The organism is Streptomyces sp. NPDC091209 (assembly GCF_044757755.1).
Classification (GTDB): domain Bacteria; phylum Actinomycetota; class Actinomycetes; order Streptomycetales; family Streptomycetaceae; genus Streptomyces.
The window spans coordinates 59,757-83,802 of record NZ_JBIVVR010000005.1 but is presented as its reverse complement, the minus strand read 5'-3'; the positions used below and the strand labels follow the sequence as shown (position 1 = coordinate 83,802).

Below are 24,046 nucleotides of genomic sequence, written 5' to 3'. Positions count from 1 at the left end.
CCGCGCGGCTGTGATCTTCGCCCCACCGGCGGCGCGGGGCCGATGGCATACGGTGCCCGTGTACGCAGCGGGACCGGACCACAAGACGACGAGACGGTGACAGGGTGACGACGCAGCAGGCGCTGATCAAGGGGATCGGCGGCAAGGACCCGCAGGTGGATCAGAAGGCGTTCGCGGCGCCCACCTCCGTGGTCATCGGAGACGTCACGCTGCACGCGGGCGCGAGTGTCTGGTACGGCGCGGTGCTGCGCGCCGACGGCGGCCCGATCGTCATCGGCGCCGACACCAATGTGCAGGACAACTGCACTCTGCACGTGGACCCCGGCTTCCCCCTCACGGTCGGGGAACGCGTCTCGATCGGCCACAACGCCGTGGTGCACGGCGCCACCGTCGAGGACGACTGTCTGATCGGCATGGGTGCCACGGTGCTCAACGGGGCCGTGATCGGTGCCGGCTCGCTGGTGGCGGCGCAGGCGCTGGTGCCCCAGGGAATGCGGGTGCCGCCGGGCTCACTCGTCGCGGGTGTGCCCGCCAAGGTCAAGCGTCCGCTGACCGACGAGGAGCGCGAGGGCATCTCCCTGAACGGCGTCTTCTACGTGGAGCTGGCGAAGGCGCACCGCGAGATCCACGAGTAGCCGCTCGCGTCGGGGCGGCCGAGGTGGGGCAGGAGCTATTCGGCGGCGGGGACGGGTTCCGGCTCCGCCGCACCGTGCCCGGTCGCCGCCTTCTTCGCCTTGCGGCGGACGATCAGCATCGAGGCGAGACCGATGAGCACCGCGGCGACCAGGCCGAGCCACGAGAAGCGCTTCAGCCAGGACTCGGCGACGACTCCGACGTAGTAGATGACCGCGGTGGTGCCGCCGGCCCAGATCACCCCGCCCAGGACGTTGGCGATCAGGAACTTCCAGTACGGCATCCGCAGCACGCCGGCGAGCGGGCCCGCGAAGATCCGCAGCAGGGCGATGAAGCGGCCGAAGAAGACGGCCCACATGCCCCACTTCTGGAAGGACCGCTCGGCCGTGGCGACGTGGGCTTCGCCGAAGTGCCGGGGGAATTTCGCGCCGAGCCAGGCGAGCAGTGGGCGTCCGCCCTTGCGGCCGATGGCGTATCCGATGGAGTCGCCGACGATCGCCCCGAGGCTGGCGCACGCGCCGAGGACGACCGGGTTGATGCCGCCGTGCTGCGAGGACAGCAGTGCCGCCGAGACCAGGACGATCTCTCCGGGCAGCGGGATGCCCAGGCTCTCCAGGCCGATGACCAGGGCCACGAGCGCGTAGATACTGACCGCGGGCACCGTCTCGAGCCAGTCCTGGACGTGCAACGCCGCATCCTCCCGTTTCGGTGTACGTGACCTGGGCGACCGCGTTTCGCGTGATCGTCCGGGATGCGTTTCCCCGGGGCGCCCGCCGGGAAGCCTACCCGGTCGTCCTGAACGACGGCCCGGACGTGCGGCTTGTCACGTCCGGGCCCGCCAGCTCTCGTAGTGGTCGAGGAGGGTCTCCTCGACGGGGCGGTAGGTGATCCCCAGTTCCCGCACGCTCCGGCTGTTGTCCACGCGGAAGCGGATGCCGAGGTGCTTGCGGATGTAGTCCTGGGTCAGTCCGAACGCCGGGCCCAGGATGCGGACCGGCCAGTGCGGGAGCGCGGTGCGGGGCAGCCGGAGGGCGCGGGGATACCGGCCGCGGATGACACGCGCCATCTCGTGGAAGGACGTCATCGTCTCGGCCGCGACGATGTAGCGGCCCTTGGCGCCGTCGTGCTCCGCCGCCGCGATGTGCGCGTCGGCGACCTCGCGGACGTCCGCCGTGGTGAAGCTGAAATCGGGGGCGCCGTAGAAGAAGTAGCCCTTGAAGAGTTCCTCCAGCAGGAACAGGCTGCCGGATTCCGACGCCGGGGTGAGGGACGGGCCGAGGATCAGGCCGGGGTTGACGGATACCAGGCGCCAACGGTCCTGAGCCGCCTCCGCCTCCCAGGCCGCGCGTTCCGCGAGGGTCTTCGCGTAGTGGTACGGGTTGTTCTCGACCGTGCTGGTGGTGTTGAAGTACTTCTCCGACAGGATGCCGCCGTCCATGCTCCGGACATCGATGTAGTCGCCGAAGATCGCGCCGACGGTGGAGGTGAGGACGAGCTTCTCGACGGTCGGCGTCCGTTCCACTCCCGCCAGCACATTGCGCGTGCCGAGCAGGGCCGGGTCGACCATGTCCTTGCGGCCGTCCTTGATCCTCTCCGGCATCAGGAACGGCGACGCCACATGGAAGACCACGCCGCAGCCGCTCATCGCGGCGTCGAAGGACCCGTCGGCCAGCAGATCCGCCTCGAACAGCTCAAGCCTGCCGGGAAAGGCCTCCCCCATCTCCCGGAGCGGCCGCACCTTCGCCGCGTTCGCGGTCGCCCGTACGGTGGTGTGGACCCGGTAGCCCCGCTCCAGCAGCCGCCTCACCAGATGGCTTCCGACGAACCCGCTGCCACCGGTCACCAGAACGGCGCTCCGCCCGTGTACGACCACGTTCGCACTCCCCTTTCCCGGTCCCCGCACCTGGCCGTGTCCTCCAGGCGATGCGCGCGCACCACCCGTAGGTCAGGGTCGGGCATGGAAGGCCGGAAGGGAACAGGTATTCGCTCCCCCGGCGACAGGCGCCGATCACCGGATGGTAGACGCCCCCGGCGACGAGGGCCTCGATGTCGCGCCACCGACGCCCGGTCCGTCGAGGTGACCATCACCGAGGAGAGCAAGGACCTCTTCGAGCGGGCCCCCGCCAACGGGCACTCCCCCGGTGCCCGGCCGGCCCGGCGTGAACTGCCGCACCGGCCGGGCGACTTGGCGCGAGGCCGTGATCGAGGACCGATGCCTAGGCGAAGGGCGTCAGGAAGTCCCGTACGGGCAGCGCGTGGTCGACGATGCGGGTGTCGCCGATCCAGCCGTAGAAGCCCTGCCCGAAGCTCTCGTCGAACTGGGTGGCACCGATCACGAACGGCTTGCCGAGCGTCGCGATCCCGGTCGACGGCTGCGTGGGATTGCGGGCGATCTTCGAACCGTCGACGTACAGCACGGTGCGGCGGCCGTCGTTGACGACGGCGACGTGGGTCCAGCGGCCCACGGGGAGGGCGTGGCTCCAGGATGTCGGGTCGGCGTCCTGCTGTGACGGGTAGGCGACGAACTGCAGGAACCGTTCCGGCGACAGATTCAGGCTGCAGGTGGGCTCCAGCGTGGACCAGCCGGTCGTCTTGCCCGCGTCGCCGTTGCGGCCCTCCCAGCTCAGGATGCCCATCCAGGCATGGTCGCCCTCGAACGGGTCGGGCAGCCTGATGAACGTCTCGATGGTGTAGCCGCGGGTGAACTTCGCGCTGTTCAGGGCGGCTTGGGGGCCCGTCGTCAGGATGGCGCCGCGGTCCGGGCTCTTGCCGCCGTCGAAGTGGAGGCTGGCGTGGGCGGGTTGACCGGGATGGTGGTCCGCCGACCAGGTGAGGACGGCTGCTCCGCTCGCGTGCAGCCGGCTCACGGTCAGGTCGTTCCCGTGGCCCGTGAGGTCCCGTACGACCGTGCCGTCCGCGACCGAGGCGCCCGGGGACGTCCCGGAACCGTCGAAGCGCCAGTACGCCACCGTGCCCCGCGGCATCACGGCGGAGGCGGGACGCGGCTTCGGCGGAACGACCGGCGCGAAGCCCTTGAAGCGCTCGTCGAAGTCGACGCTCAGGCTGAACCGGTCGACGGGACCGGTCAGTTCGATGGTCTCGGCCTCCAGCGGCGACCGCTTCTCGGGATCCCGGGCGAGGAACCACGGGGCGAACGTCTCGACGTCGACGACACCCCGGACCAGGTCGAAGGAGTAGGTGCGGATCATCCCGGCACCGCCGTAGTAGCGGTCCTGGTAGTTGGTGATGTGGACGTGGACATCGTTGTCGGTGTCGTTGGACAGGACCGTGCGCCCGGGCGGCCAGTAGTGACCGCCCAGGGCGAGGAAGATCTGGTCGCTGCCCCGGACGAGGCCGTCCCACAGGCGCTTGCCGTTGTCCGAGAGCTGGGCCTTGCCGTCGTCGTCGGACCACGCGATGTCGTGCGTGGTGAGCACGGCGGGCAGCGTGGGGTGGGCGTCCAGGACGCCCTGCGCCCAGCGCAGCCCCTTGTCCGACACCCGCCAGTCCAGGGCGAGCACCAGCCACTCCCGGCCGCCGGCCCGCAGCACGTGATAGCTGTTGTAGCCGTCGGGAGAGGCACCGCGGAAGGTGGGCATGGACGCGTAGCGCTCGGGGCCGAACGCGGCGAGGTAGGCCGTGTCTCCCCGCTGGTCGTCCGTGGAGGACGGGATGTCGTGGTTGCCCGCCAGGACGCTGTAGGGAACCTTGCCGTGGAGGGTGCGGAAGGTGTCGGCGGCACGTCCGATCTCGTCCTCGGTGCCGTGTTCGGTGACATCGCCGAGGTGCGTCATGAAGGCGATGTTCGCCTCGGCCCGCTCCGCCACGAGGTAGCGGAAGGTCTCGCGCAGCGGGGCCGGGTCCGCGCTGTCGGCGTCGAAGAGGTACTGCGTGTCGGGAAGGACGGCCAGCGCGAAGCGCGGGCTCTCGGTGTCGAACCGGCCTCCCTGGCCCGCGGTCGCGGCCCGCGCCGGGGTCGTCTCGAACGCCGCTGCCGCCGCGCCGGCCGCCGGTACGGCGACCGCCGCGCGCAGCAACGCCCGTCTGCCCGGCCCGTCCTGCTGTCCTGCTGTGCTCATGTGCCCTCCAGGTGAGCGAGTTTGGGGTCAGGAGGCACGGTGCAGATCGGCCATGGCCGGGCAGTGGCAGTGAGCTGAACGACGCATTGTGTTCGCCGCACGATTGGCGCCCGGGCGAGGCCCGGGACGGCAGCCCTGGGGCACGCGACACCGGACGCCGGCGGGGCGGGGTGCCGGGGTGCCGGGTTTGCCGGGCCCCTGAGGCTCGGGGGTGCCGGGCTCCGGGGCCCGGTGGACCGGCAGACCGGCAGACCGGCGGACCGGCGGACCGGCGGACCGAGGCTCCAGTGGGCCGGGTTTCAAGAGTTCCGGGGTTGGCGACCGGGATCGCCCCCACACTCCGCATCTCCGTAACGCCCCCTGAAAGCAGACGAGTTGATAGAACGGATCACCAACTTGCGTCCCACCCCCATTCCCACAAGGAGCTCGATGTGACCGTCACCGCCGAAGACATCTACGCGATGGCCCCCTACGCCAGGACCCTCGGCGTACGCTTCACCGCCCTCTCGGCCGAGGGAGTGCACGCCGAACTCGACTTCGTGCCCGAACTGTCGACCGTGGGCGGCGGGTTGCACGGAGGCGCGCTGATGGGCCTGGCCGACGTCGCCTCGGCGGTCTGCGCCGCGCTGAACGGCCCCGCGGGCGCCGTTCCCGCCACCACCACCTCCACCACCCATTTCCTGCGGCCCGTGCGCGAGGGCGCCGCGTACGCGAAGGCCCGTGTGCTGCGCGTCGGACGCGACACAGCGGTCGTGGAATGCGACATCGAGGACGACCAGCGCCAGCTCTGCACCCGCGTGACACAGACGGTGAGCGTGCGGGTGCCGAGGGGCTGAACGGCACCGCCTGGCGCGGCGCGATCATGGCCACAGCGCGGGAAGCGACACCTGCCGCCGGTCCGGGCGCGACTCGGGGACTAAGTCGCGACTGGAACGCGGGAGAGGCTCGGAGCGCAGCGGCGGGTTGCGTGTCGGGGCGCGGGCGGGTTGCGGGCGGGTTGCAAGTCGAAGGCCGGCGCCGCCGCAGGCCCCGGCGCGACTGCGGAGGGCCCCCGATCGGGTCGTACGCCCCGATCAGGGCCCTGCACGGGAGACGGTTCTCAGCCGTTCGGGCGGAGCGTCCAGATGACCGTCATCTCGCCGGTCACCGCGCCGTCACTCCGCTGGATCGCGATGGTGACGGGGAACTCGGGACGCTGACCGGCGTCGAGCTCGGCGACGACGTCGGCGGCGGGCCGCCCGAGCGTCGCGGTGGCCGTGACGGGGCCCATCGCGAGCTTCTTGTACGCGATCTCGGCGCTGACGGCGAGCGGCACGGCTCGGGAGAGCTGGTCCCCGAAGGCGGCGAGAACGATCGCCCCGCTCGCCGACTCGCCCAGCGTGAACATGGCCCCGGCGTGCGGTCCGCCGACGTGGTTGTGGAAGTCGCCCTGGTCCGGGAGCGCCACGACGGCCTTCTCCGGAGTGGTCTCCACGAACTCGAGGTTCAGGGTCCGAGCCATCGGCACGGTCGCGGCGAGCATCTCGCCGATCGTCATCTGGTCTGCGCTCATACCGCGATGTTACCCATGGGTAGTAATTCTTGACCAGCCCCGCCGCCCCGCGCCCGAAGTCGATCAGCGGTGCGGGCGGTGACGTACTCCGGTACAGGCCTGACGAAACGCGGTGACAGAAACGTTTCACAGGCGCCACTAACGTGACTGCCCATGTGGCCAGGACAGCAGCCGCCCGGAGGCGAGCAGAACCCGCAGGACCAGAACCCGTACCAGCAGCCGGGGTACCAGCAGCCGAACCCCTATCAGCAGCCCGGATACCAGCAGACCGGGCACCAGCAGCCGGGCCCGTACGGAACGCCGCCGGGACAGCAGCAGTGGGGAGCGCCCGCTCCCGCGGGCGCGCCCGAGCCGCCGCGCGGGAACGGAAACCGGACCAAGGTGATCGCGATCGCCGCGGCCACCGCCGTGGTCGTGGCCGCCGGGGTGACCGGCGCCCTCCTGCTCGGCGGCGGCAAGGACGACAAGGCCGACGGCGGCGACAACGGCAAGGACGCGAACCCGTCGACGAGCGCCACGAAGGACCCGAGTGCGTCGCCCTCCGACGGCGACCCGCGCGGCGGTGCGGGCGAGCAGCCGACGATCGCCGGCTGGAAGGTCGTCGTCAATCCCAAGTGGGGCACGGCCTTCGACGTCCCCGCGGACTGGGAGGTGGCCTCGCCGGGCACGTCGATCGGGTTCGACAAGACGAACGCGAAGGCCGACGACAAGCCGTTGATCGTGATGTCGGCGCCCGCCTACTTCAAGTCCAAGTGGTGCTCGTCCGACGACGACAGGGACGGCCGTACGGAGGACACCGCGCTCGGCGCCGCGGGCACCAAGGGCGCGAGCGGAGCGAAGAGCACCGACGAGGTCGCCGTGAACCAGGTCCCCTGGTGGGTGTTCGGCGGCTACACCCAGCCGGACAGGAAGAGCCTGACCTTCGACAAGCAGGCCAAGCCCTACACGACGAAGTCGGGCGTCACGGGCAGCGTCGCCTGGGCCAGGTCCAGGAACACTCCCCAGAAGGGGAAGTGCGCGAGCGACGGCAAGGCCGTCACGTTCGGCTTCAAGAACTCCGTGGGCGACTACGTGGCGTGGAACCTCTACGGAGCCACCGGTGTGAAGGACGAGATCCCCGACGCGACCATCCTGAAGATCTTGAGCACCGTACGTCTGCACGGTGACCCGACGGGGTCCTGAGCCGGAGTCGCATGAGTCCTGAGCCGGGATCAGGCGAAGCCCTGAGCCGGGGCGGGACGGCCTCCCGAGCCCGGACCAATGGGGCAAGTGGCACGGCGGTGGGGTCGTTTCGGGGACCGCCATGGCACTCGGGACATGGGCCCCTCTATCGTTACCGGCCATGTGGCCAGGACAGCAGCCGCCCGGGGGCGAGCAGAACCCGCAGGACCAGAACCCGTACCAGCAGCCGGGGTACCAGCAGCCGAATCCGTACCAGCAGCCCGGATACCAGCAACCGGGGTATCCGCAGCAGCCGGGCCCGTACGGACCGCAGCCGGGGCAACTGCAGTGGGGAGCCCCGTCGGATCCCCTCGGCGCGCCCCAGGCACCCGGCGGCAGCGGCGGCGGTGGCGGTGGCGGCAACAAGACGAAGATCACCGCGATCGTCGCCGCCTTGGCCGTGGTGATCGCCGCCGGAGTCACCGGATTCCTCGTCCTGGGCGGTGGCGACAAGGACGACAAGGCCGGCACCGACACGTCCGAGTCCCCCAAGGCGTCGGCCTCCACGCCGAGTGCGAGCACGAGCGGGAGTGACGACAACCCGCGCGGCGGCGGCGAAGAGAAGGCGACGATCGCCGGCTGGAAGGTCGTGGTGAACCCCAAGTGGGGCACCGCCTTCGACGTACCGCCGGACTGGGATGTCAAGACTCCCGGCCTCTTCATCGGCTTCGAGGACGACAAGAAGGGCGACGGCTCCGCGCTCATCGGCATGTCCGCGCCCGCGTTCCTCAAGGAGAAGTGGTGCACGTCCGACGACGACAAGGACGGTCACACGAGCGACTCGGCACTGGCCGCGGCGGGCACCAAGGGCCAGAGCGGTGCCAAGAACACCGCCGACGTGGCGCGCAATGATGCGGCGTGGTGGGTCTTCGGCGGCTACACCGACCAGAAGGACGCCTCGAAGAAGCTGCTGAGGATCGGCAAGCCCCAGGCGTACACCACGGCGTCGGGCGTCACGGGCAGCGTCGCGACGACGTACTCCTCGGGCGTCGTCAAGAAGGGCAAGTGCGACTCCGACGGCAAGGCGACCACCTTCGCCTTCAAGAACGCGGCGGGCGACTTCGTGTCCTGGACGCTCTACGGCGCCAAGGGCGTCTCGGAGGAGATCCCGAACGCGACCGTGCAGAAGATCCTCAGCACGGTACGGCTGCACGACCTCCCGACGGGGTCCTGAGCCCGCGACCCGAGCCACGGGCCTTCGAGCCTCCTGGCGACCTTCCAGGCGGGTGAGCAGGGGCGCGAGGCCCCCGGCGGGTGGACGAGCCCTCGCCGCGCGCTCGGCGAGGGCACCCCGAGTGCCGGGCGGCCCGGGCGCTGACGCGCGCACTTAAGGCGTGCGCCCTGTGCGGGTGCAATGGGTTTGGCAAGTCGGGCACCGGGCGGCGATAGTCTCCCGGTGACCTCAGCCGCCGACCTCGCCAGACCCTCCCGCCGGCCGTCCTGGGCGGGCCGGAACTACACCCTTCTGACCGCCGCCGCGGTCGTCACCAACCTGGGCGCCCAGGGCGCCCTGATCGCCTCGGCGTTCGCGGTGCTCGGCGCGGGCGGCGACGGAGGCGACGTCGGCCTGGTGGCCGGGGCGCGGACGCTGCCGCTGGTGCTGTTCCTGCTGATCGGCGGGGCGGTCGCGGACCGGCTGCCGCGGCATCGGGTCATGGTCGCGGCCAACGCCCTCAACTGTGTGTCACAGGCGGCCTTCGCCGTCCTGGTCATCTCCGGTGAGGCCCGACTGTGGCAGATGATGCTGCTGTCCGCGCTGGGCGGCACCGGGCAGGCGTTCTTCAACCCGGCCGCCGAGGGCATGCTGATGTCCTCGGTCCGCGGTGAGCAGGCGAGCCGCGCGTTCGCGATGTTCCGGATGGCGATGCAGGGCGCGGGCGTCGGCGGCGCGGCCCTCGGCGGCGTACTGGTGGCCGTGATCGGGCCGGGCTGGGTGCTCGCCGTGGACGCGGTGGCGTTCGCGGTCGCCGGGGCGCTGCGTTCGTTCCTCGACGTCAGCCACATACCGCCGCGCGAGCCCGGCGGCGGCGGCCTGCTCGCCGATCTGCGCGACGGCTGGCGCGAGTTCGTCGCGCGGCCCTGGCTCTGGGCGATCGTCGCGCAGTTCTCCGTGGTGGTCGCGGTCGTCGGAGCCGCCGACGCGGTCTACGGCCCGCTGGTCGCCCGGGACAGCCTCGGCGGCGCGGGACCCTGGGGACTGGCCCTCGGCGCGTTCGGCGCCGGAACCGTGGGCGGCGCGCTGCTCATGACCCGCTGGAGACCCCGCCGCCTGCTGCTCGCGGGCACCCTGTGCGTCTTCCCCCTCGCCGCACCCGCCGCCGCACTCGCGGTCCCCGTGCCGGTGGGACCGCTGTACGCCGTGATGTTCGTCAGCGGCCTGGCGATCGAGGTGTTCGGCGTTTCCTGGATGACCGCGCTCCACCAGGAGATACCCGAGGACAAGCTCTCGCGGGTGTCGGCGTACGACTGGTTCGGGTCGATCGCCATGGTGCCGTTGGCGACGGCGCTGGCGGGGCCCGCGGAGCAGGTCTTCGGGCGGGCGACCGCGCTGTGGGGCTGCGCGACGCTGGTCGTGGTGGTCACGGCGGCGGTGCTGTGCGTCCCGGACGTCCGGAATCTGACCCGGCGGACCCGGGCGGTGGCCCAGGGCGCCGCCCGCCCGGTGTCCGGCGTGGGGCGCGCGTCAGCCGATGCCGAAGGATCCGCCGGGCGGCTCGGGTGACGGAACCGCGTTCTCGTCGCGCACCGGAGCCGCCCCGCCGATGAAGTCCCGCAGCCCGGGGCCGTGTTCGACGCGTGCCGGAAAGGCGTCGGCGGCGGTGCGGCGGGCCAGGGCGGCCGTGTCGAGCGGGCGGTGGGAGGCCACGAGCACCGCGTTGCCGAAGCGCCGGCCCCGCAGCACGCCGGGTTCGGCGATGAGCGCGATCTCCTCGAACACCGTTGAGAACGTGGCGAGTTGAGAGCGGAGAAAGGCGAAGGGCGCCGCGTCCGCGAGGTTGGCGAGGTAGACACCGTCGGGGCGCAGCACGCGCTCGGCGGCGCTCGCGTAGGCGGTGGATGTCAGATGCGCCGGTACCCGCGAGCCGCCGAAGACGTCCGCGATCAGGATGTCCGCGGAGTCCGGCGCGGCGGCTTCGATCCAGGTACGGGCGTCGGCGCGGTGCAGTTCGATGCCGATGCCGGCGGGCACCGGCAGACAGTCGCCGATCATGGCCAGCAGGCCCTGGTCCGCCTCCACCACGTCCTGACGCGAGCCGGGCCGGGTGGCCGCGACGTAGCGGGGCAGCGTGAGCGCCCCGCCGCCCAGGTGCAGCACGTCCAGGGCGCGTCCTGGTTCCGCCACCGTGTCCAGCACATGCCCGAGGCGCCGCGTGTACTCGAACTCCAGATGCGTCGGCTCGTCCAGATCGACGTACGACTGGGGTGCGCCGTCCACGGTGAGCAGCCATGCCCGTTCGCGGTCCACGTCGGGCATCAGCTTGGCGGTCCCGTGATCCACGGCCCGCGTCACGGGTATCGGCTCGTCCACGGGTCCATTGTGCGGCACCGGCGACAACACGAACGGGTGTCCGCCCTGTCAGGGCGGACACCCGCGTCACCCGTACCGCTCGCCGCACCGGCCGGTCGTCGGCCCGACCGACGTACCGGCCGGGCGACAACCGACGGGCCACCCGGACCAGGCGGCAACCCGACCGGACTCCCGGACCCGGCGTCAGCCGACGGACGTAACCGTCCCTGCGCCGACCGTCCGCCCGCCCTCGCGGATGGCGAAGCCGAGGCCCGGCTCCAGCGGCACCTCGCGGCCGAGCTCGACCGTCATGACGACGGTGTCGCCGGGCCGGGCGACGGCCCCCTCGCCGAGGTCGACGTCGCCGACCACGTCCGCGGTGCGGATGTAGAACTGCGGCCGGTACCCGGTGGAGACCGCTGTCGTACGACCGCCCTCGCGCGTCGACAGGACGTACACCCGCGCCGTGAAACGGCTGCTGGGTACGACACTGCCGGGCGCGGCGGCGATGTGCCCGCGGCGGACCGCGTCGCGGGGCACACCGCGCAGCAGCAGCGCCACGTTGTCGCCGGCCTGCGCCTCCTCCATGGGCTTGCCGAAGGTCTCCAGGCCGGTGACCACCGTGTCGACGCCGGCGCCGAGCACCTCGACGCGGTCGCCGACGTGGATCGTGCCGCGCTCCACGGCACCGGTGACGACCGTTCCGCGTCCGGTGATGGTGAGCACGTTCTCGACCGGCATCAGGAACGGCGCGTCGAGGTAGCGCTCGGGCATCGGCACGTACGTGTCCACCGCGTCGAGCAGCGCGTCGATGGCCGCCGTCCACCGGGGGTCTCCCTCAAGGGCCTTGAGGCCGGACACCCGTACGACGGGCACCGCGTCGCCCCCGTAGCCCTGCGCGGAGAGCAGTTCGCGGACCTCCAGCTCCACGAGGTCGGCGAGCTCCTCGTCCGCCATGTCGGCCTTGTTCAGGGCGACGACGATGTGGTCGACGCCCACCTGCCGGGCGAGCAGCACGTGTTCGGCGGTCTGCGGCATGATCCCGTCCAGCGCGGACACGACGAGGATCGCCCCGTCGAGCTGGGCCGCGCCCGTGACCATGTTCTTGACGTAGTCGGCGTGGCCCGGCATGTCCACGTGCGCGTAGTGCCGGGTGTCGGTCTCGTACTCGACGTGCGCGATGTTGATGGTGATGCCGCGGGCGGCCTCCTCCGGAGCGCGGTCGATCCGGTCGAACGGGACGAAGGTGCCGGAGCCGCGCTCGGCGAGGACCTTGGTGATGGCGGCGGTCAGGGTGGTCTTGCCGTGGTCGACGTGACCCATGGTGCCGATGTTCAGGTGCGGTTTGGTGCGCACGTAAGCCGTCTTGGGCATGGCTGTACCTCGAAGCCTCTTCAGTGTCAGCGGAGCTGAGTGATGGCCCCGGCACGTTGTGGCCGGGACGGGGACCCCCAGGAGTTACCGACCCTCCCCCTGCGGGGTCCGCCGGACAATCCGGGAAGGGTCAGCTTCGGGCGCCGTCGACGGCTGCCGTGATGATCGGGACGGCAGCCTTCGGCGCGTCCGCGACTGCGGATGCTGCGAGGAGGAAGGCGTACCGGAACATGAGGAGATCATCGCCGACGCGTCTGCCCACGTCGAATGGTTTTCCGTGCTCCGTGGACGGGTGCACTGCGGGTGATGCAGATGGTGCGCGCGGTGCGTCGGGAGGCCGGGCGGTCCGGGGCGTCGGCGTTCTCAGGGGCCGATGTTCTTGAGCGCCTCGCGCACGGACAGCGGCGCGAGCCTCGCCCGCTCCGCGGCGACGAAGTCCCGAACGGCCTGCGGGTCGGTCCTGGCGTATTCGCGCAGACACCATCCGATGGCCTTGCGGATGAAGAAATCGGGATGGCCAGCCTGCCGGACGCAGTACGCGAACAGGCGCCCGGTGTCGGTGGCCTCCTTGTGGCGGAGCTGATGGAGCAGCGCCGTGCGGGCGACCCACAGGTCGTCGTCCTCGATCCAGGCGTCCATGTCGGTGCGCAGTCGCGGGTCGGCGGCCACCATGCCTCCCACCACATGCGCGGCGAGCGCGTCGACGGTGTCCCACCAGGAGACGGTCGAGACCAGGTGCCGGGCCACCGGCAGGAAGCCCGACGACAGGCGCGTCACATGGCGGCGCAGGTAGTCGACGGCGAAGTACTGGTACTCGCGTTCCGGCAGTCGCCAGCAGCGCAGGGCGAGCGCCGTGCAGTCCGTCTCGTCGGGACGGGCGATGTCCAGGAGCACGGTCCGGGACAGGGCACGGCGCTCGGGCGTCGACAGCCCGAGGAAGGGGGCGATGTCCTTCATGTACGCGCGCATCGACGCGGCACGGTGAGGGTCGGCTGCCGCCGGGTAGACAGTCGTGAGCCGTTCCAGGACGGTGTCCGCGAGGAGGCTGTCCGGTACCTCGAAGCGCGCACCTGACGTTCCGGAAGCTGTGACGCCCATGAGACGAACCATACGGCGATCACACACATACGTCGGCTAGTGTCACCGGAATGCTCGATGCCACCACCCGCTCTGGGGGCACCGCCACGGCCACTCCCCAGGCCGCCGCCACGGAGCTCACCGTCGCCACTGACCTGGTCGTCGCCTCGGAGATCGCCGTCGCCGCACCCGCGGCCCCCACCGCCGCACGCTCCGACCTGGGCGCTCGCGGCCTGAGAGCACTGCTCTCGCCGTGGTCGCGGCTCTCCCTGCTGGTCGTGCTGCTCGCGGCTGCCGCGTCGAGCGTGCTCCTCTTCGACCCGCAGCGGCTCCTCGCCGACGGCTGGCCGCCCCAGCTCGGCGGCGCCGCCGCTGCCGTCTCGTTCGCCGTGGCGTACGGGCTGTGCACGGTCGCCTTCGTGCCCCGGCCCCTGCTCAATCTGGCGGCCGGCGCCCTGTTCGGCTCCCAACTGGGCCTGGGCACCGCACTGGTGGGCACGGTGCTCGGCGCGGGTGTCGCCTTCGGGCTGGGGCGGATCCTCGGGCAGGACGCGCTGCGGTCGCTGCTGCGGGCCCGCTGGCTGAAGGCGGCGGACGGCCAGCTCAGCCGGCACGGCTTCCGGTCGATGATGGTGGCCCGGCTGTTCCCCGGCGTGCCTTTCTGGGCCGCGAACTACTGTGCGGCCGTCTCCCGCATGGGCTGGGTGCCCTTCCTGGTCGCGACGGCGCTCGGCTCGATCCCGAACACCGCCGCGTACGCCGTCGCCGGCGCCCGTGCGTCCTCGCCCACCTCTCCGGCCTTCCTGATCGCGATGGCCTTGATCACCGTCCCCACCGTGGTCGGAGCAGTGGTGGCCTGGCGCAAGCGCCACCACCTGCGCGGCCACTGAGGCACCTCACGCCCACGGGCGCTCGGTCCGGAATCCTCTGCCGGCAAGGGCCGTCCCGCACCCGGCGTCCGCCATGGACTCACCACCTCCAGGGTCCGCAGGGATACGGACTCACGGCCTCCAGGACCCTCGGAGCTACGGACTCACGGCCTCCAGGACCCGCAGAGCTACGGGCGTACGGCTTCCGGGATCCGCCGCGGCTACGGACGTACGGCCTCCAGGATCATCGCGTTGGCCAGTCCGCCCGCCTCGCACATCGTCTGCAGCGCGTAGCGGGCCCCGCGGGCGCGCATCGCGTGGACGAGGGTCGTCGTGAGGCGCGTGCCGCTCGCGCCGAGCGGGTGGCCGATCGCGATGGCTCCACCGTGCACGTTGACCTTGGACAGGTCGGCGCCGGTCTCCTGCTGCCAGGCGAGAACGACCGCGGCGAACGCCTCGTTCACCTCGAAGAGATCGATGTCACCGAGGTCCAGACCGGCCTTGCGCAGCACCTTCTCGGTGGCCGGGACGACGCCGGTGAGCATCAGCAGCGGGTCGGAACCGGTGACGGCGAAGCTGTGCAGACGGGCGATGGGCCGCAGGCCGAGACGGGTGGCGGTCTCGCTCGACGTGATGAGCACGGCGGAGGCGCCGTCGTTGACCGGGCTCGCGTTACCGGCCGTGACCGACCAGTCGATCTGCGGGAAGCGCTCGGCGAAGTCCGGGTCGTAGTACGCGGGCTTCAGCCCGGCGAGTATCTCGGGGGTCGTACCGGGGCGGACACTCTCGTCCCGGGTGAGGCCCTCCAGGGGCGCGACCTCGGCGTCGAGCAGACCGCCGCTCCACGCCTGTGCCGCCTTCTCGTGCGAGCCGACGGCGAAGGCGTCCATCCGCTCGCGGCTGATGCCCCACTTGGCGGCGATGAGCTCGGCGCTGATGCCCTGCGGCACCAGACCCTCGGGGTAGCGCTCGGCGACCCCGGGGCCGAAGGGGTCGGCACCCGCCGGCACGTTGGACCACATCGGCACCCGGCTCATCGATTCCACACCGCAGGCGACGACCATGTCGTACGCCCCCGACATGACGCCCTGCGCGGCGAAGTGCACGGCCTGCTGCGACGAGCCGCACTGGCGGTCCACCGTGGTCGCGGGGACCGACTCGGGGAACCCCGCGGAGAGCACGGCGTACCGGGTGGTGTTCATGGCCTGCTCGCCGATCTGGTCGACGGTGCCGCCGATGACGTCGTCGATCAGCGCCGGGTCGATCCCGGAGCGCTCGACGAGCGCGCGCAGGGTGTGGGCGAGGAGTTCCACGGGGTGGACGTGGGCGAGCGAACCGTTCGGCTTGCCCTTGCCCACGGGGGTGCGTACGGCTTCGACGATCACGGCGTCACGCATGGGATGCCTCTCAGGTCTGTGCGGTCGGGGGAACCGGCGACCGGGCTGGTCCGGTCTTCGAACCCGGTGAGTTTGATTTTCCAACCCACCAAGTGACCCAAGAGTAACCCAGTGAGTTGGAACATCCAACCCACCCTCGTAGACTGGCGGCATGAAGGACCCCCGCCCCTGCTCGATCGCCGCGACACTCGCCCTCGTCGGCGAGAAGTACTCCCTGCTGGTCCTGCGCGAGGTGTCGCTCGGCGCCACACGCTTCGACCAACTGGTGCGCAACACCGGCGCCCCTCGTGACGTGCTGACGACCCGGCTGAAGCGCCTCGTCGACGCCGGGCTGCTGGAGAAGGCGGAGTACAGCGACCGCCCCAAGCGCTACGAGTACCGGCCGACCCGGGCGGGCCTCGAACTGGAACCCGTCCTGCTGACGCTCATGGCGTGGGGTGACCGGCACCTCCAGGAGGGCGGCTTCCGGCCCATGGTGCTGGAGCACACCTGCGGCCACGAGCTGGTCCCCCAGGTGGTCTGCCGGGAATGCGGAGAGCAGGTCGAACACGACGCCCTCACGGCCCACCCCCAGGCCCCGGGCTGGACGGTCACGGGGCCCGCGGTGGCGTAACCGCCGATACAGGGACGCGGGCCGTGGACGGCAAGCGCCAAGCGGCGGCAAGCGGCAAGCAGTGGTACGACCTAGTCGGCCGCCTTGTAGACATCGAGCCGTCCGCACATTCCGAACCGGCCCCGCGCAAAAGGTTGTTCGGCCCGTACGACGGCCGCGGCGAGGTGCGACGCGTCTCCCCGCTCCAGTCGGTCGAGCTGGTCCCCCGTCGCCCCGGCGGCGGCCTCGGCCCCGCGCCGCCATCGTTGGCGCCACTCCGCGAGGCGCGGCCGCACCAGGGCCGCGGCCGCCCGGTGGAACGCCGCGAGCGGCTCGGGTCCCTCGGCGGCGCACAGCACGCGGTAGCCCTCCAGCGCGAGATCACGCCGGGCGCGGGCGAGGCGCGCCTGCTCCTCCTCGGGCGCGTCCGCCGGGACGAGGGTGGCCGCCGCGTAGGTCCCGGGATCGGTCAGGTACTCCGGAGACAGGGTCATGACCGCGTCGCCGGCCTCCGGCAGTCCGTCGTTCTGCATGAGCACGGTGATGCACAGGTCGCCCTCGTTGACGAGCCGGTGGATCGTGCCCGGGGTGAACCAGGCGACCGTGCCGGGCACGAGCGGTGTCACCTGGTACCCCGATGCCGTCAGCGTCTGGACCGAGCCGCGACCGCCGGTGACGACGTACGCCTCCGAACAGGTCAGGTGGAGATGGGGAGTTCCGCCGCTCACACCGTCCGCCGCGGGCCAGTCGTACACCCGCAGACGCGATACGGCGACGGCTCCCGGGAGCCCGGGAAAGCCGGGAGTCTCGGTGCTCACCAGGGGTGTTCCGCAAGGTACTTGACGATGTCCTCGCGTTCCCAGGCTCCTTCGGCGACGACCACCCGGTAGCGGCGGGTGAGCGTGTCGCCGGGCGCGAGTTCCAGTTCGTCGAAGAAGGCGAGGGACGGGGCGACGGCGGCGAAGGGCTCGTTGCGTACGAACCAGTGGGCCGGGTGGGTGCCCCGCGTTCCGTCGTGGTCGTTCTCGGGCGCGTGCGCGAAGACGAGGGTGGCGTGACCGTCGCGGCCGTCGTGCTCCGCCGAGTACGCGAGCCAGGGTGCCTGGCGCCCCATCAGCCCGGGTCCTTCGCAGTCCGGCCCGATGACCCGCCCGTCCCGGAAGGCACGCGGTCCGCGCCAGAACAGGCCCGTGTAGCCGGCCATCTCGCGGCCCGCGGTCGTCGGACTGCCGAAACGCAGGGGCTCGCCGCGGTGGTTGGTGACCGCGGAGCTCCAGGTCAGCGCCCAGGAACCCGCCCCCGGATCGACGTCGTGCACCTCGACCCGGCGCTCCTCGCCGGCCCACAGCTCACCGTCGTACGGATGCCAGGTGAGCCGCTCGGCGATGACCGCGCCACCGCCGTCCGCGGCGACCTCCTCGAAGGCGTCGTGCGCCATCGACCCGACGCGCTCCGGGAGTTCGAGATATCCCTGTCCCTGGACGTAGGTGTTGCCGCCCCACAGATTCTGGCCCGAGAGGTGCGAGGCCGTCATCTGCAGGCCCTTGTGCCAGCGGTGGTCGTTCGGGCGGTAGTCCGTGACGACGTTGCCGGCCAGCGTCCGCAGCGGATGCAGATAGGGCTTCGGCGACTCCCAGGCGGCCTCGGGACGGTAGACGTAGTTCAACAGCTCGACGCCGGTGGAGACTTCGCTGATCGCGATCCGCTCCCCGTGCGTGTGGACGACCCGCAGGCCGGACTCCGGCGCCTCATTCATGCCCGGACCTCCGCACGCGCCGCCTCAGGCACCTCAGAGGTCTCGGGCACCTCGGGTGCCTCGGGCGCCGACGTCCCGGGCTCGGCGGGCGCCCAGCCGGGCGCGCCGCCGTGCAGCGCCGTGTAGTACGGGTCCCCCGGACCGATCTCCCCCGCGCGGACGGTCGTGTCCGTGAACGCCGACTTGTAGAGGGCGGTGATCAGTTCCAGACTGGTCCGCCCGTCGGGACCACTGCTGCGCGGCCGTTCGCCCGCCCGCATGCTCGCGACGAGGTCCCGTAGCTGCGCGAGGTGCGAACTGGGCACATCCGCACCGAAATCCCGCCAGTCCGCGATGTCCGCCTCCGGCACGTCGGGCGCGGGGGTGATGCGCCAGTCGTCGTTGCTGTGACCGTACAGGTGGGTCAGCTCGACGGTGGCGCGCTCGCAGTCCACCCTGATGCGGCTGACCTGGTCGGGGCTCAGGACGCTGTTGACGACGGTCGCCAGGGCGCCGTTGGCGAAGCGGACCAGGGCGGTCGAGACGTCCTCCGTCTCCACGTCGTGCACCAGGCGACCGGCCATCGCACGCACCTCGGTCCACGGCCCCAGCAGGTCCAGCAGCAGATCCGTCTGGTGGATGCCGTGTCCCATCGCGGGCCCACCGCCCTCGGTCGCCCAACGGCCGCGCCAGGGAACGGCGTAGTAGTCGGCGTTGCGGTACCAGGTGGTCTGGCAGTGCGCGACGAGCGGGCGGCCCATGGCACGCTCCGCGATCAGGCGCCGCACGTGGCGAGCGCCCGAGCCGAAGCGGTGCTGGAAGACGATCGCGGCGTACGGCCCGCCGTCCGTGCCCTCCTCCGCCTCCACCGCGTCGAAATCGGCGAGCGTCGGCACGGGTGGCTTCTCGCACCACACCCACGCGCCGGCCCGCAACGCGGCCACGGTCTGCTCCCGATGCAGGGTGGGCGGCGTACAGACGGAGACCAGATCGGGCCGCTGCTCCTCGAGCATCCGGTCCAGATCGGTGTACGCGTGCGGGATGCCCGCCTCGGCGCAGAACCTCCGGACCGCGTCCTCGGCGATGTCCACCGCGGCGACGATCTCCGTCTCGCCCTCCTCGGCAAGCCGGGCGAGCGCGGGGTGGTGACTCCCGCGCGCGATGGCGCCCGCGCCGACGACGGCGACCCTGATGGGACGACCGCCGAGGGGGGTGTTCGCGGCGCGGTTCGTATGCGTGGACGGAGAGGTCCGGAGGTCGAGTGCGGTACGGGATGCGGTCATCTACCTGATCAGCGCTCCATCGGACGTGATGTCAGACGTCGGCCAGCGCCTGTCGCCCCCGGACCGGGCGCGTACCGCCCAACGGACGCGCACCGGCGTGAGCAAGCGCTTTCCCTGCCGCTGCAACGTAAGCGGCGGCCGGGCGGCGGGTCAACACCCCGGAAGTGCCTCGAAACCACTGCGGTCGGGCCGGCGCAAGCGGAGGTCAGGCTGCCCTCCGCGCCCGCGAACACTTCGCACCGCGATCCGGCGTGCCCATCTGTTGGACCTGTAGGCCGTCTGGCCGAACGCTTCTGCGAACTGGGTGGCGGCGTTTTAGCGTGGTCTCCCCGACTGGAGGTGGAGCATGCCGAAGGACCCGACACTGGGCCGGTTGGGCACGGAAGCGCGCAGCGTGAAGTTCCCGGACGGCAGCCGCGGAATCATCCTGGTGAAAGCGGGAATCCCCCAGGACGAGGCGGAAGCGCTCGCGGCGCGGGTCTGGGCGGAACGGGCTGAAAGGGCGGACACGGTCGGAGGTGGCCGGGCCGAACGGTTGAACCCGTGACAGGCCCCCTGACACAACCCCCTGATGGCGACCGGGCCGGGACTGTCGGGACTGTCGAAGCGCCGCTCGCCGCATGCACCGCATCCGCCGCCTCGACCGCTTCCCCCCTCGGCCGTCTCGGCCGTCTCGGCCACCTCAGCCGTCTCTGCCCTCTGCCCTCTGCCCTCTGCCCTCTGCCCTCTGCCCGACGGTCGCGCGGAACAGGCAGGCCGGTTCGGCCATGGCGTTTCTCCAGCGTTCGTGGTGCGGAGGTGCGGGCCGCCCCGTCGACGGCAACTCAAGCCGCTGGAACAGGACTTCGGTGAGCGGCTGCGCGTCGGTCGCGTGCGCCGTGACGAAGCACATACGGGTTGAGTAGCCGCCCGGTAGCGCAGTGTCAGTCCTTGCGCCTAGGCTGGTGCGCATGTCCCCCGAAGTCACTCCGCCTGGTTCCGTGCGGTCTGCCGCCGCGTTGAACGAACAGATCCGCGCCCTGTGGACGCGGACAGGCGGCTCCCTGTCCGCACAGGAGCGGGCGGAGTACGAGCTGTTGGTCGTGAAGTGGGCCGAGGCGATCCGCGGCGAGATCATCGAGGCGGCGTAGGACCGTACACGTCGCCGCGCCGATTCCCGCCGCCGCTCGTGACTGTCGAGTTCCTCCCCGTACGAGCACTCACCTCAGCCACGAGCCTGCCCTGGCCTCGTCGACGGATGCCGAACCGAACCCTGCCGGACACCGAATATCCCCGCACAGCCCCTTGGCGTGGCAAGCCCTGTGACCAACACTGAGCCGATGACGCAGCGTGTGGAGCTCGCGACCGTGCTGGACCGGTTCGCCGTGGACGAGATCGTCACCGCGTACGCGGTGGCAGTGGACGACGGCGACTGGGAGGCGTACCGAGGGTTGTTCACGCCGAAGGGCCGCGCCGACTACCGCTCGGCCGGCGGCATCGAGGGCGACGCCGCCCAGGTCGCCGGGTGGCTTTCGCAGAGCCTGGAACTGTTCGCGATGCGCCAGCACCTGATCGTCAACCGGCGTGTGCGGTTCGGTGTCCTGGACCAGGACACCGGCGACACGGCCGAGGTACAGGCGGACTACATCAATCCGATGCGGTTCGCCGGGCAGGACGGCGACTCCACCGCGCCCGACCTCGTGTGCGGCGGCCGCTACGCCTTCGGTCTGCTGCGCACCGACGACGGCTGGCGGCTGGGCCAGGTGGTCGTCCAGGAGAAGTGGCGCCGGATGCCGCAGCCCCGGAACACACCCGCGAGCGCCTGAGCCACCCGCTCCCGGTCCGGGGCGCTCACCCGTCGGTGCGCCCCCTCCCGATCTCCCTGCCCCCTGTCGGAGATCGCCGCCGGCGCGCACACTGGAGAGACCTCGGGGCAGGGAGGCGAAGGATGAAGAGGCCCGACCGTGCTTTCGGTCCATGGCTGGTCTCTCCCTGGCGGCGCGGTGTCGTCGCCGCACTGGCGGGCGCGCTGCCCGTGTTCGCCTTCCCCGCCCCGTCCTGGTGGTGGTTCGCGTACGTGGCGCTGGTGCCCTGGATCCTGCTGGCCCGCTCGGCCCCCACGGGCAGGCGTGCCGCGTACGACGGCTGGTTCGGCGGGTTCGGTTTCATCCTGGCCGTGCACCACTGGCTGCTGCCGAGCCTGGGTGTCTTCACGGTGGTCATAGCGGCGCTGCTCGGCGCGCTGTGGGCCCCGTGGGGGTGGCTCGTCCGGCGGTTCCTGGCCGGGGTGCCGTCACCGGGCCAGGTCGGCGCCGCCCTCCTGGTCCTGCCGTCGGGGTGGCTGATGGTCGAACTCGTCCGGTCCTGGCAGGGCTTGGGCGGTCCCTGGGGTCTGCTCGGATCGAGTCAGTGGCAGGTGGAACCCGCGCTGCGGCTGGCCTCGGTCGGCGGGGTGTGGCTGCTCAGCTTCCTGGTGGTGGCGGTCAACGTCGCGGTCGCGGTGCTGGTCTCGGTGCGTGAGTCCCGTATGCCCGCGGTGGCCGGACTGGTCGCGACGGCCGCCGCGACCTCGGCGGCCTGGGTGTGGTCGCCGCGCCCGGAGGTCGACGGCCGGGTACGGATCGCGGTCGTGCAGCCCGGCGTGGTGGACGGCAGCACGAGCGGCGCCAAGCGCTTCGCGCGCGAGGAGGCGCTGACCCGGGAACTCGCGGGTCAGGGCGCCGACCTGATCGTCTGGGGCGAGAGCAGCGTCGGCTTCGACCTGGCCGACCGGCCCGATCTGGCGCACCGCGTCGCGACGCTGTCCCACGAGGTCGGCGCCGACATCCTGGTGAACGTCGACGCGCGCCGCTCCGACCGGCCCGGTATCTACAAGAGCTCGGTCCTGGTAGGGCCGCACGGTCCGACGGGCGCCCGCTACGACAAGATGCGGCTGGTCCCGTTCGGTGAGTACGTGCCGGCGCGATCCGTGCTCGGGTGGGCCACCTCCGTCGGCAAGGCCGCGGGCGAGGACCGCAGGCGCGGCACCGAGCAGGTGGTGATGAACGTCGGGCATGGCCTGCGCATCGGCCCCATGATCTGTTTCGAGACGGCCTTCCCCGACATGAGCCGCCACCTCGCCCAGGACGGCGCCGAGGTACTGGTGGCGCAGTCCTCGACGTCGACGTTCCAGCACAGCTGGGCGCCCGAGCAGCATGCCTCGCTCGCCGCGCTGCGCGCCGCCGAGACCGGCCGCTCCATGGTGCACGCGACCCTGACCGGCGTCTCCGCCGTCTACGGCCCGAGCGGCGAGCGCATCGGCTCCTGGCTCGGCACGGACGCGAGCAGCGCTGTGGTCTACGACGTGCCGATGGCCCGCGGTGTCACGCCGTACGTCCGGTTCGGGGACTGGCCGGTGCACGGCGCCCTGCTGGTGATGGCCGCGCTGTGCGTGACGGAGGGCGCCCGCACGTTCAGACTGCGGAGGGCCGCTCCTGAACAGCTCGTACCACGCGCTCGCACAACTCGTGAGTCGCCAGCGCGTCCCGGGCGCTGAGCACCTTTCCCGCGCGCACGGCGTCGAGGAACACGAGGACCGCCTGCTCGATACCGCGCTGTCTGGCCACCGGCACCCAGTCGCCGCGCCGTCGCACGGTCGGCTGTCCCTTGTGGTCGATCACCTCGGCGAGATTGACCACCTGACGCTTGGTGTCCTGGCCGGAGACCTCGAGGATCTCCTCGCTGGAGCCGCTCAGCCGGTTCATCACACCGAGTGCCGTGAATCCGTCTCCGGCGAGCTGGAGCACGACGTGGTGCAGCAGCCCGTCCTCGGCACGGGCCCGCACCGTCACGTCGTCGACCGGACCCGGCACCAGGAAGCGCAGGGTGTCGACGACGTGGATGAAGTCGTCGAGGATCATGGTCCGGGGCTCCTCGGGCAGCCCTGTGCGGTTCTTCTGCATCAGAATCAGCTCGCGCGGGTGTTCGACACACTGGGCGTATCCGGGTGCGTGACGCCGGTTGAAACCGACCGCGAGGCTGACGTTCCGCTCCTCCGCGAGCCGCACCAGCCGCTCCGATTCGGCCAGCTCGTAGGCGAGCGGTTTGTCGACGTACGTCGGTACGCCCGCCTCCAGCAGACGCGTGACGATCTCCGGGTGGGCGACGGTGGCCGCGTGCACGAACGCCGCGTCGAGGTCCTGGTCCAGCAGGTCCGCCAGGTCGGTGTGGCGCTGCGCGCGCGGCAGGTGCAGGCTGTCGGCGACCCGGTCGAGCGTGGACGGCGTCCGCGTCTGCAGATGCAGCTCTATCTCGGGCTGCGCGCCGAGCACCGGCAGATACGCCTTCTGCGCGATGTCGCCGAGTCCGATGCAGCCGACCTTCACAGGGGTCTCCTTCAGTCGCCGACGCGGGTCCCGTCGGAAGCATACGGCCGCCGCGACGGCCGTCGTTCGGGCATTCCGTCGGAGCGCCGCGGCACGAGCGCGGGTTCCGCCCCGGACAGGTTCGTGATCGCGGTGCCGCGCGGGGCGATCTCTGCACGGGTGCTCATCCTGCTCACCGGGCCGCCACGTCACCCGGAGGGCCGTCCGGGCGATGGCGGCCTGCCTTGTCCGGGGTACCCGGTCCACCGGGTGGGCGACCCGGTCGGCGGCCCGCACCGGTCCGAGGCAACGGTCGGCGGCCCGCGCCGGTCCGAGGCAACGGGATCCCGGCGCGTGCAAGGCCGACACCCCGACGACCCCCGGCACCCCGGACCCCCGTCAGC

General features: G+C 71.6%; 23 protein-coding genes. 11 read left to right on the top strand and 12 right to left on the bottom strand.

Annotated features, from left to right (window positions below; translation table 11 throughout):
- The first annotated feature begins 104 nt into the window (after positions 1–104).
- Complete coding sequence (locus ACIQRL_RS15955; RefSeq protein ID WP_401331819.1) at positions 105–635, top strand: gamma carbonic anhydrase family protein; 531 nt, start codon at positions 105–107, stop codon at positions 633–635.
- Between the two features lie 35 nt (positions 636–670).
- Here the strand turns inward: ACIQRL_RS15955 and ACIQRL_RS15950 are convergent, their stop codons facing one another.
- The 3 genes from ACIQRL_RS15950 to ACIQRL_RS15940 all read right to left on the bottom strand — a co-directional run bounded on the left by ACIQRL_RS15950 (position 671) and on the right by ACIQRL_RS15940 (position 4,712).
- The gene (locus tag ACIQRL_RS15950; protein WP_401331818.1) at positions 671–1,321 is read right to left on the bottom strand and encodes a DedA family protein; all 651 of its coding nucleotides are present in this window, start codon (positions 1,319–1,321) and stop codon (positions 671–673) included.
- 135 nt (positions 1,322–1,456) lie between these two features.
- Positions 1,457–2,506 carry an NAD-dependent epimerase/dehydratase family protein gene (locus ACIQRL_RS15945; RefSeq protein ID WP_401331817.1) on the bottom strand — a complete coding sequence of 350 codons (1,050 nt, stop codon included), beginning with the start codon at positions 2,504–2,506 and terminating at the stop codon, positions 1,457–1,459.
- Between the two features lie 343 nt (positions 2,507–2,849).
- A complete protein-coding gene (locus ACIQRL_RS15940) occupies positions 2,850–4,712 on the bottom strand; it encodes a LamG-like jellyroll fold domain-containing protein (RefSeq protein WP_401331816.1) in 1,863 nt (620 codons plus the stop codon).
- Positions 4,713–5,143: 431 nt separating this feature from the next.
- On the opposite strand from ACIQRL_RS15940, the gene ACIQRL_RS15935 reads away from it, so the two are divergent.
- Positions 5,144–5,548 carry a PaaI family thioesterase gene (locus ACIQRL_RS15935; RefSeq protein ID WP_401331815.1) on the top strand — a complete coding sequence of 135 codons (405 nt, stop codon included), beginning with the start codon at positions 5,144–5,146 and terminating at the stop codon, positions 5,546–5,548.
- Between the two features lie 263 nt (positions 5,549–5,811).
- Here ACIQRL_RS15935 and ACIQRL_RS15930 read toward each other — a convergent pair whose 3' ends face one another.
- A complete protein-coding gene (locus ACIQRL_RS15930) occupies positions 5,812–6,249 on the bottom strand; it encodes a DUF4442 domain-containing protein (RefSeq protein WP_401332390.1) in 438 nt (145 codons plus the stop codon).
- 168 nt (positions 6,250–6,417) lie between these two features.
- Here ACIQRL_RS15930 and ACIQRL_RS15925 point away from each other — a divergent pair, with 168 nt between their 5' ends.
- The 3 genes from ACIQRL_RS15925 (at position 6,418) to ACIQRL_RS15915 (ending at position 10,207) form a co-directional block, all read left to right on the top strand.
- Positions 6,418–7,446 carry a hypothetical protein gene (locus tag ACIQRL_RS15925; RefSeq protein WP_401331814.1) on the top strand — a complete coding sequence of 343 codons (1,029 nt, stop codon included), beginning with the start codon at positions 6,418–6,420 and terminating at the stop codon, positions 7,444–7,446.
- 160 nt (positions 7,447–7,606) lie between these two features.
- A complete protein-coding gene (locus ACIQRL_RS15920) occupies positions 7,607–8,659 on the top strand; it encodes a hypothetical protein (RefSeq protein ID WP_401331813.1) in 1,053 nt (350 codons plus the stop codon).
- 222 nt (positions 8,660–8,881) lie between these two features.
- Positions 8,882–10,207, top strand: a complete 1,326-nt coding sequence (locus ACIQRL_RS15915) for an MFS transporter (protein ID WP_401331812.1) — start codon at positions 8,882–8,884, stop codon at positions 10,205–10,207.
- Here the strand turns inward: ACIQRL_RS15915 and ACIQRL_RS15910 are convergent.
- The 3 genes from ACIQRL_RS15910 to ACIQRL_RS15900 form a co-directional block, all read right to left on the bottom strand.
- The gene (locus tag ACIQRL_RS15910) at positions 10,169–11,014 is read right to left on the bottom strand and encodes a spermidine synthase (protein WP_401331811.1); all 846 of its coding nucleotides are present in this window, start codon (positions 11,012–11,014) and stop codon (positions 10,169–10,171) included. The two genes, ACIQRL_RS15915 and ACIQRL_RS15910, sit on opposite strands and share 39 nt — an antisense overlap.
- 183 nt (positions 11,015–11,197) lie before the next feature.
- Positions 11,198–12,367, bottom strand: coding sequence for an elongation factor Tu (tuf, locus tag ACIQRL_RS15905; RefSeq protein ID WP_401331810.1), 1,170 nt, complete (start codon positions 12,365–12,367; stop codon positions 11,198–11,200).
- A gap of 363 nt (positions 12,368–12,730) precedes the next feature.
- Positions 12,731–13,465 carry a DNA alkylation repair protein gene (locus ACIQRL_RS15900; protein WP_401331809.1) on the bottom strand — a complete coding sequence of 245 codons (735 nt, stop codon included), beginning with the start codon at positions 13,463–13,465 and terminating at the stop codon, positions 12,731–12,733.
- Positions 13,466–13,515: 50 nt separating this feature from the next.
- On the opposite strand from ACIQRL_RS15900, the gene ACIQRL_RS15895 reads away from it, so the two are divergent.
- Complete coding sequence (locus ACIQRL_RS15895; protein WP_401331808.1) at positions 13,516–14,334, top strand: TVP38/TMEM64 family protein; 819 nt, start codon at positions 13,516–13,518, stop codon at positions 14,332–14,334.
- A 200-nt stretch (positions 14,335–14,534) separates the two neighbouring features.
- On the opposite strand, the gene ACIQRL_RS15890 is transcribed toward ACIQRL_RS15895, so the two are convergent.
- Positions 14,535–15,710, bottom strand: a complete 1,176-nt coding sequence (locus ACIQRL_RS15890) for a thiolase family protein (protein ID WP_401331807.1) — start codon at positions 15,708–15,710, stop codon at positions 14,535–14,537.
- A 151-nt stretch (positions 15,711–15,861) separates the two neighbouring features.
- Between ACIQRL_RS15890 and ACIQRL_RS15885 the strand changes: the two genes are divergently transcribed.
- Positions 15,862–16,323 (top strand): winged helix-turn-helix transcriptional regulator, encoded by a 462-nt coding sequence (locus ACIQRL_RS15885; protein WP_401331806.1) that lies wholly within the window; start codon positions 15,862–15,864, stop codon positions 16,321–16,323.
- A gap of 71 nt (positions 16,324–16,394) precedes the next feature.
- On the opposite strand, the gene ACIQRL_RS15880 is transcribed toward ACIQRL_RS15885, so the two are convergent.
- Genes ACIQRL_RS15880 through ACIQRL_RS15870 form a run of 3 tightly spaced genes read right to left on the bottom strand, consistent with a single transcriptional unit; the run spans position 16,395 to position 19,320 of the window.
- Positions 16,395–17,120, bottom strand: a complete 726-nt coding sequence (locus tag ACIQRL_RS15880; protein WP_401331805.1) for a cupin domain-containing protein — start codon at positions 17,118–17,120, stop codon at positions 16,395–16,397.
- The gene (locus ACIQRL_RS15875; protein WP_401331804.1) at positions 17,117–18,058 is read right to left on the bottom strand and encodes a PmoA family protein; all 942 of its coding nucleotides are present in this window, start codon (positions 18,056–18,058) and stop codon (positions 17,117–17,119) included. The genes ACIQRL_RS15880 and ACIQRL_RS15875 overlap by 4 nt, the downstream gene beginning before the upstream one ends.
- Entirely contained in the window at positions 18,055–19,320 is a 1,266-nt protein-coding gene (locus tag ACIQRL_RS15870; RefSeq protein WP_401331803.1) for a Gfo/Idh/MocA family protein, read from the bottom strand. The genes ACIQRL_RS15875 and ACIQRL_RS15870 overlap by 4 nt, the downstream gene beginning before the upstream one ends.
- 346 nt (positions 19,321–19,666) lie before the next feature.
- Between ACIQRL_RS15870 and ACIQRL_RS15865 the strand changes: the two genes are divergently transcribed.
- From ACIQRL_RS15865 to lnt, 4 genes are all read left to right on the top strand, one after another.
- Entirely contained in the window at positions 19,667–19,867 is a 201-nt protein-coding gene (locus ACIQRL_RS15865) for a hypothetical protein (RefSeq protein ID WP_401331802.1), read from the top strand.
- Positions 19,868–20,270: 403 nt separating this feature from the next.
- The gene (locus ACIQRL_RS15860; protein ID WP_401331801.1) at positions 20,271–20,450 is read left to right on the top strand and encodes a hypothetical protein; all 180 of its coding nucleotides are present in this window, start codon (positions 20,271–20,273) and stop codon (positions 20,448–20,450) included.
- 189 nt (positions 20,451–20,639) lie between these two features.
- A complete protein-coding gene (locus ACIQRL_RS15855) occupies positions 20,640–21,125 on the top strand; it encodes a nuclear transport factor 2 family protein (RefSeq protein WP_401331800.1) in 486 nt (161 codons plus the stop codon).
- Between the two features lie 122 nt (positions 21,126–21,247).
- Positions 21,248–22,834, top strand: a complete 1,587-nt coding sequence (gene lnt, locus ACIQRL_RS15850; RefSeq protein ID WP_401331799.1) for an apolipoprotein N-acyltransferase — start codon at positions 21,248–21,250, stop codon at positions 22,832–22,834.
- Here lnt and ACIQRL_RS15845 read toward each other — a convergent pair.
- Positions 22,752–23,663, bottom strand: coding sequence for a Gfo/Idh/MocA family protein (locus tag ACIQRL_RS15845; RefSeq protein WP_401331798.1), 912 nt, complete (start codon positions 23,661–23,663; stop codon positions 22,752–22,754). The genes lnt and ACIQRL_RS15845 overlap by 83 nt on opposite strands.
- Positions 23,664–24,046 lie beyond the last annotated feature (383 nt).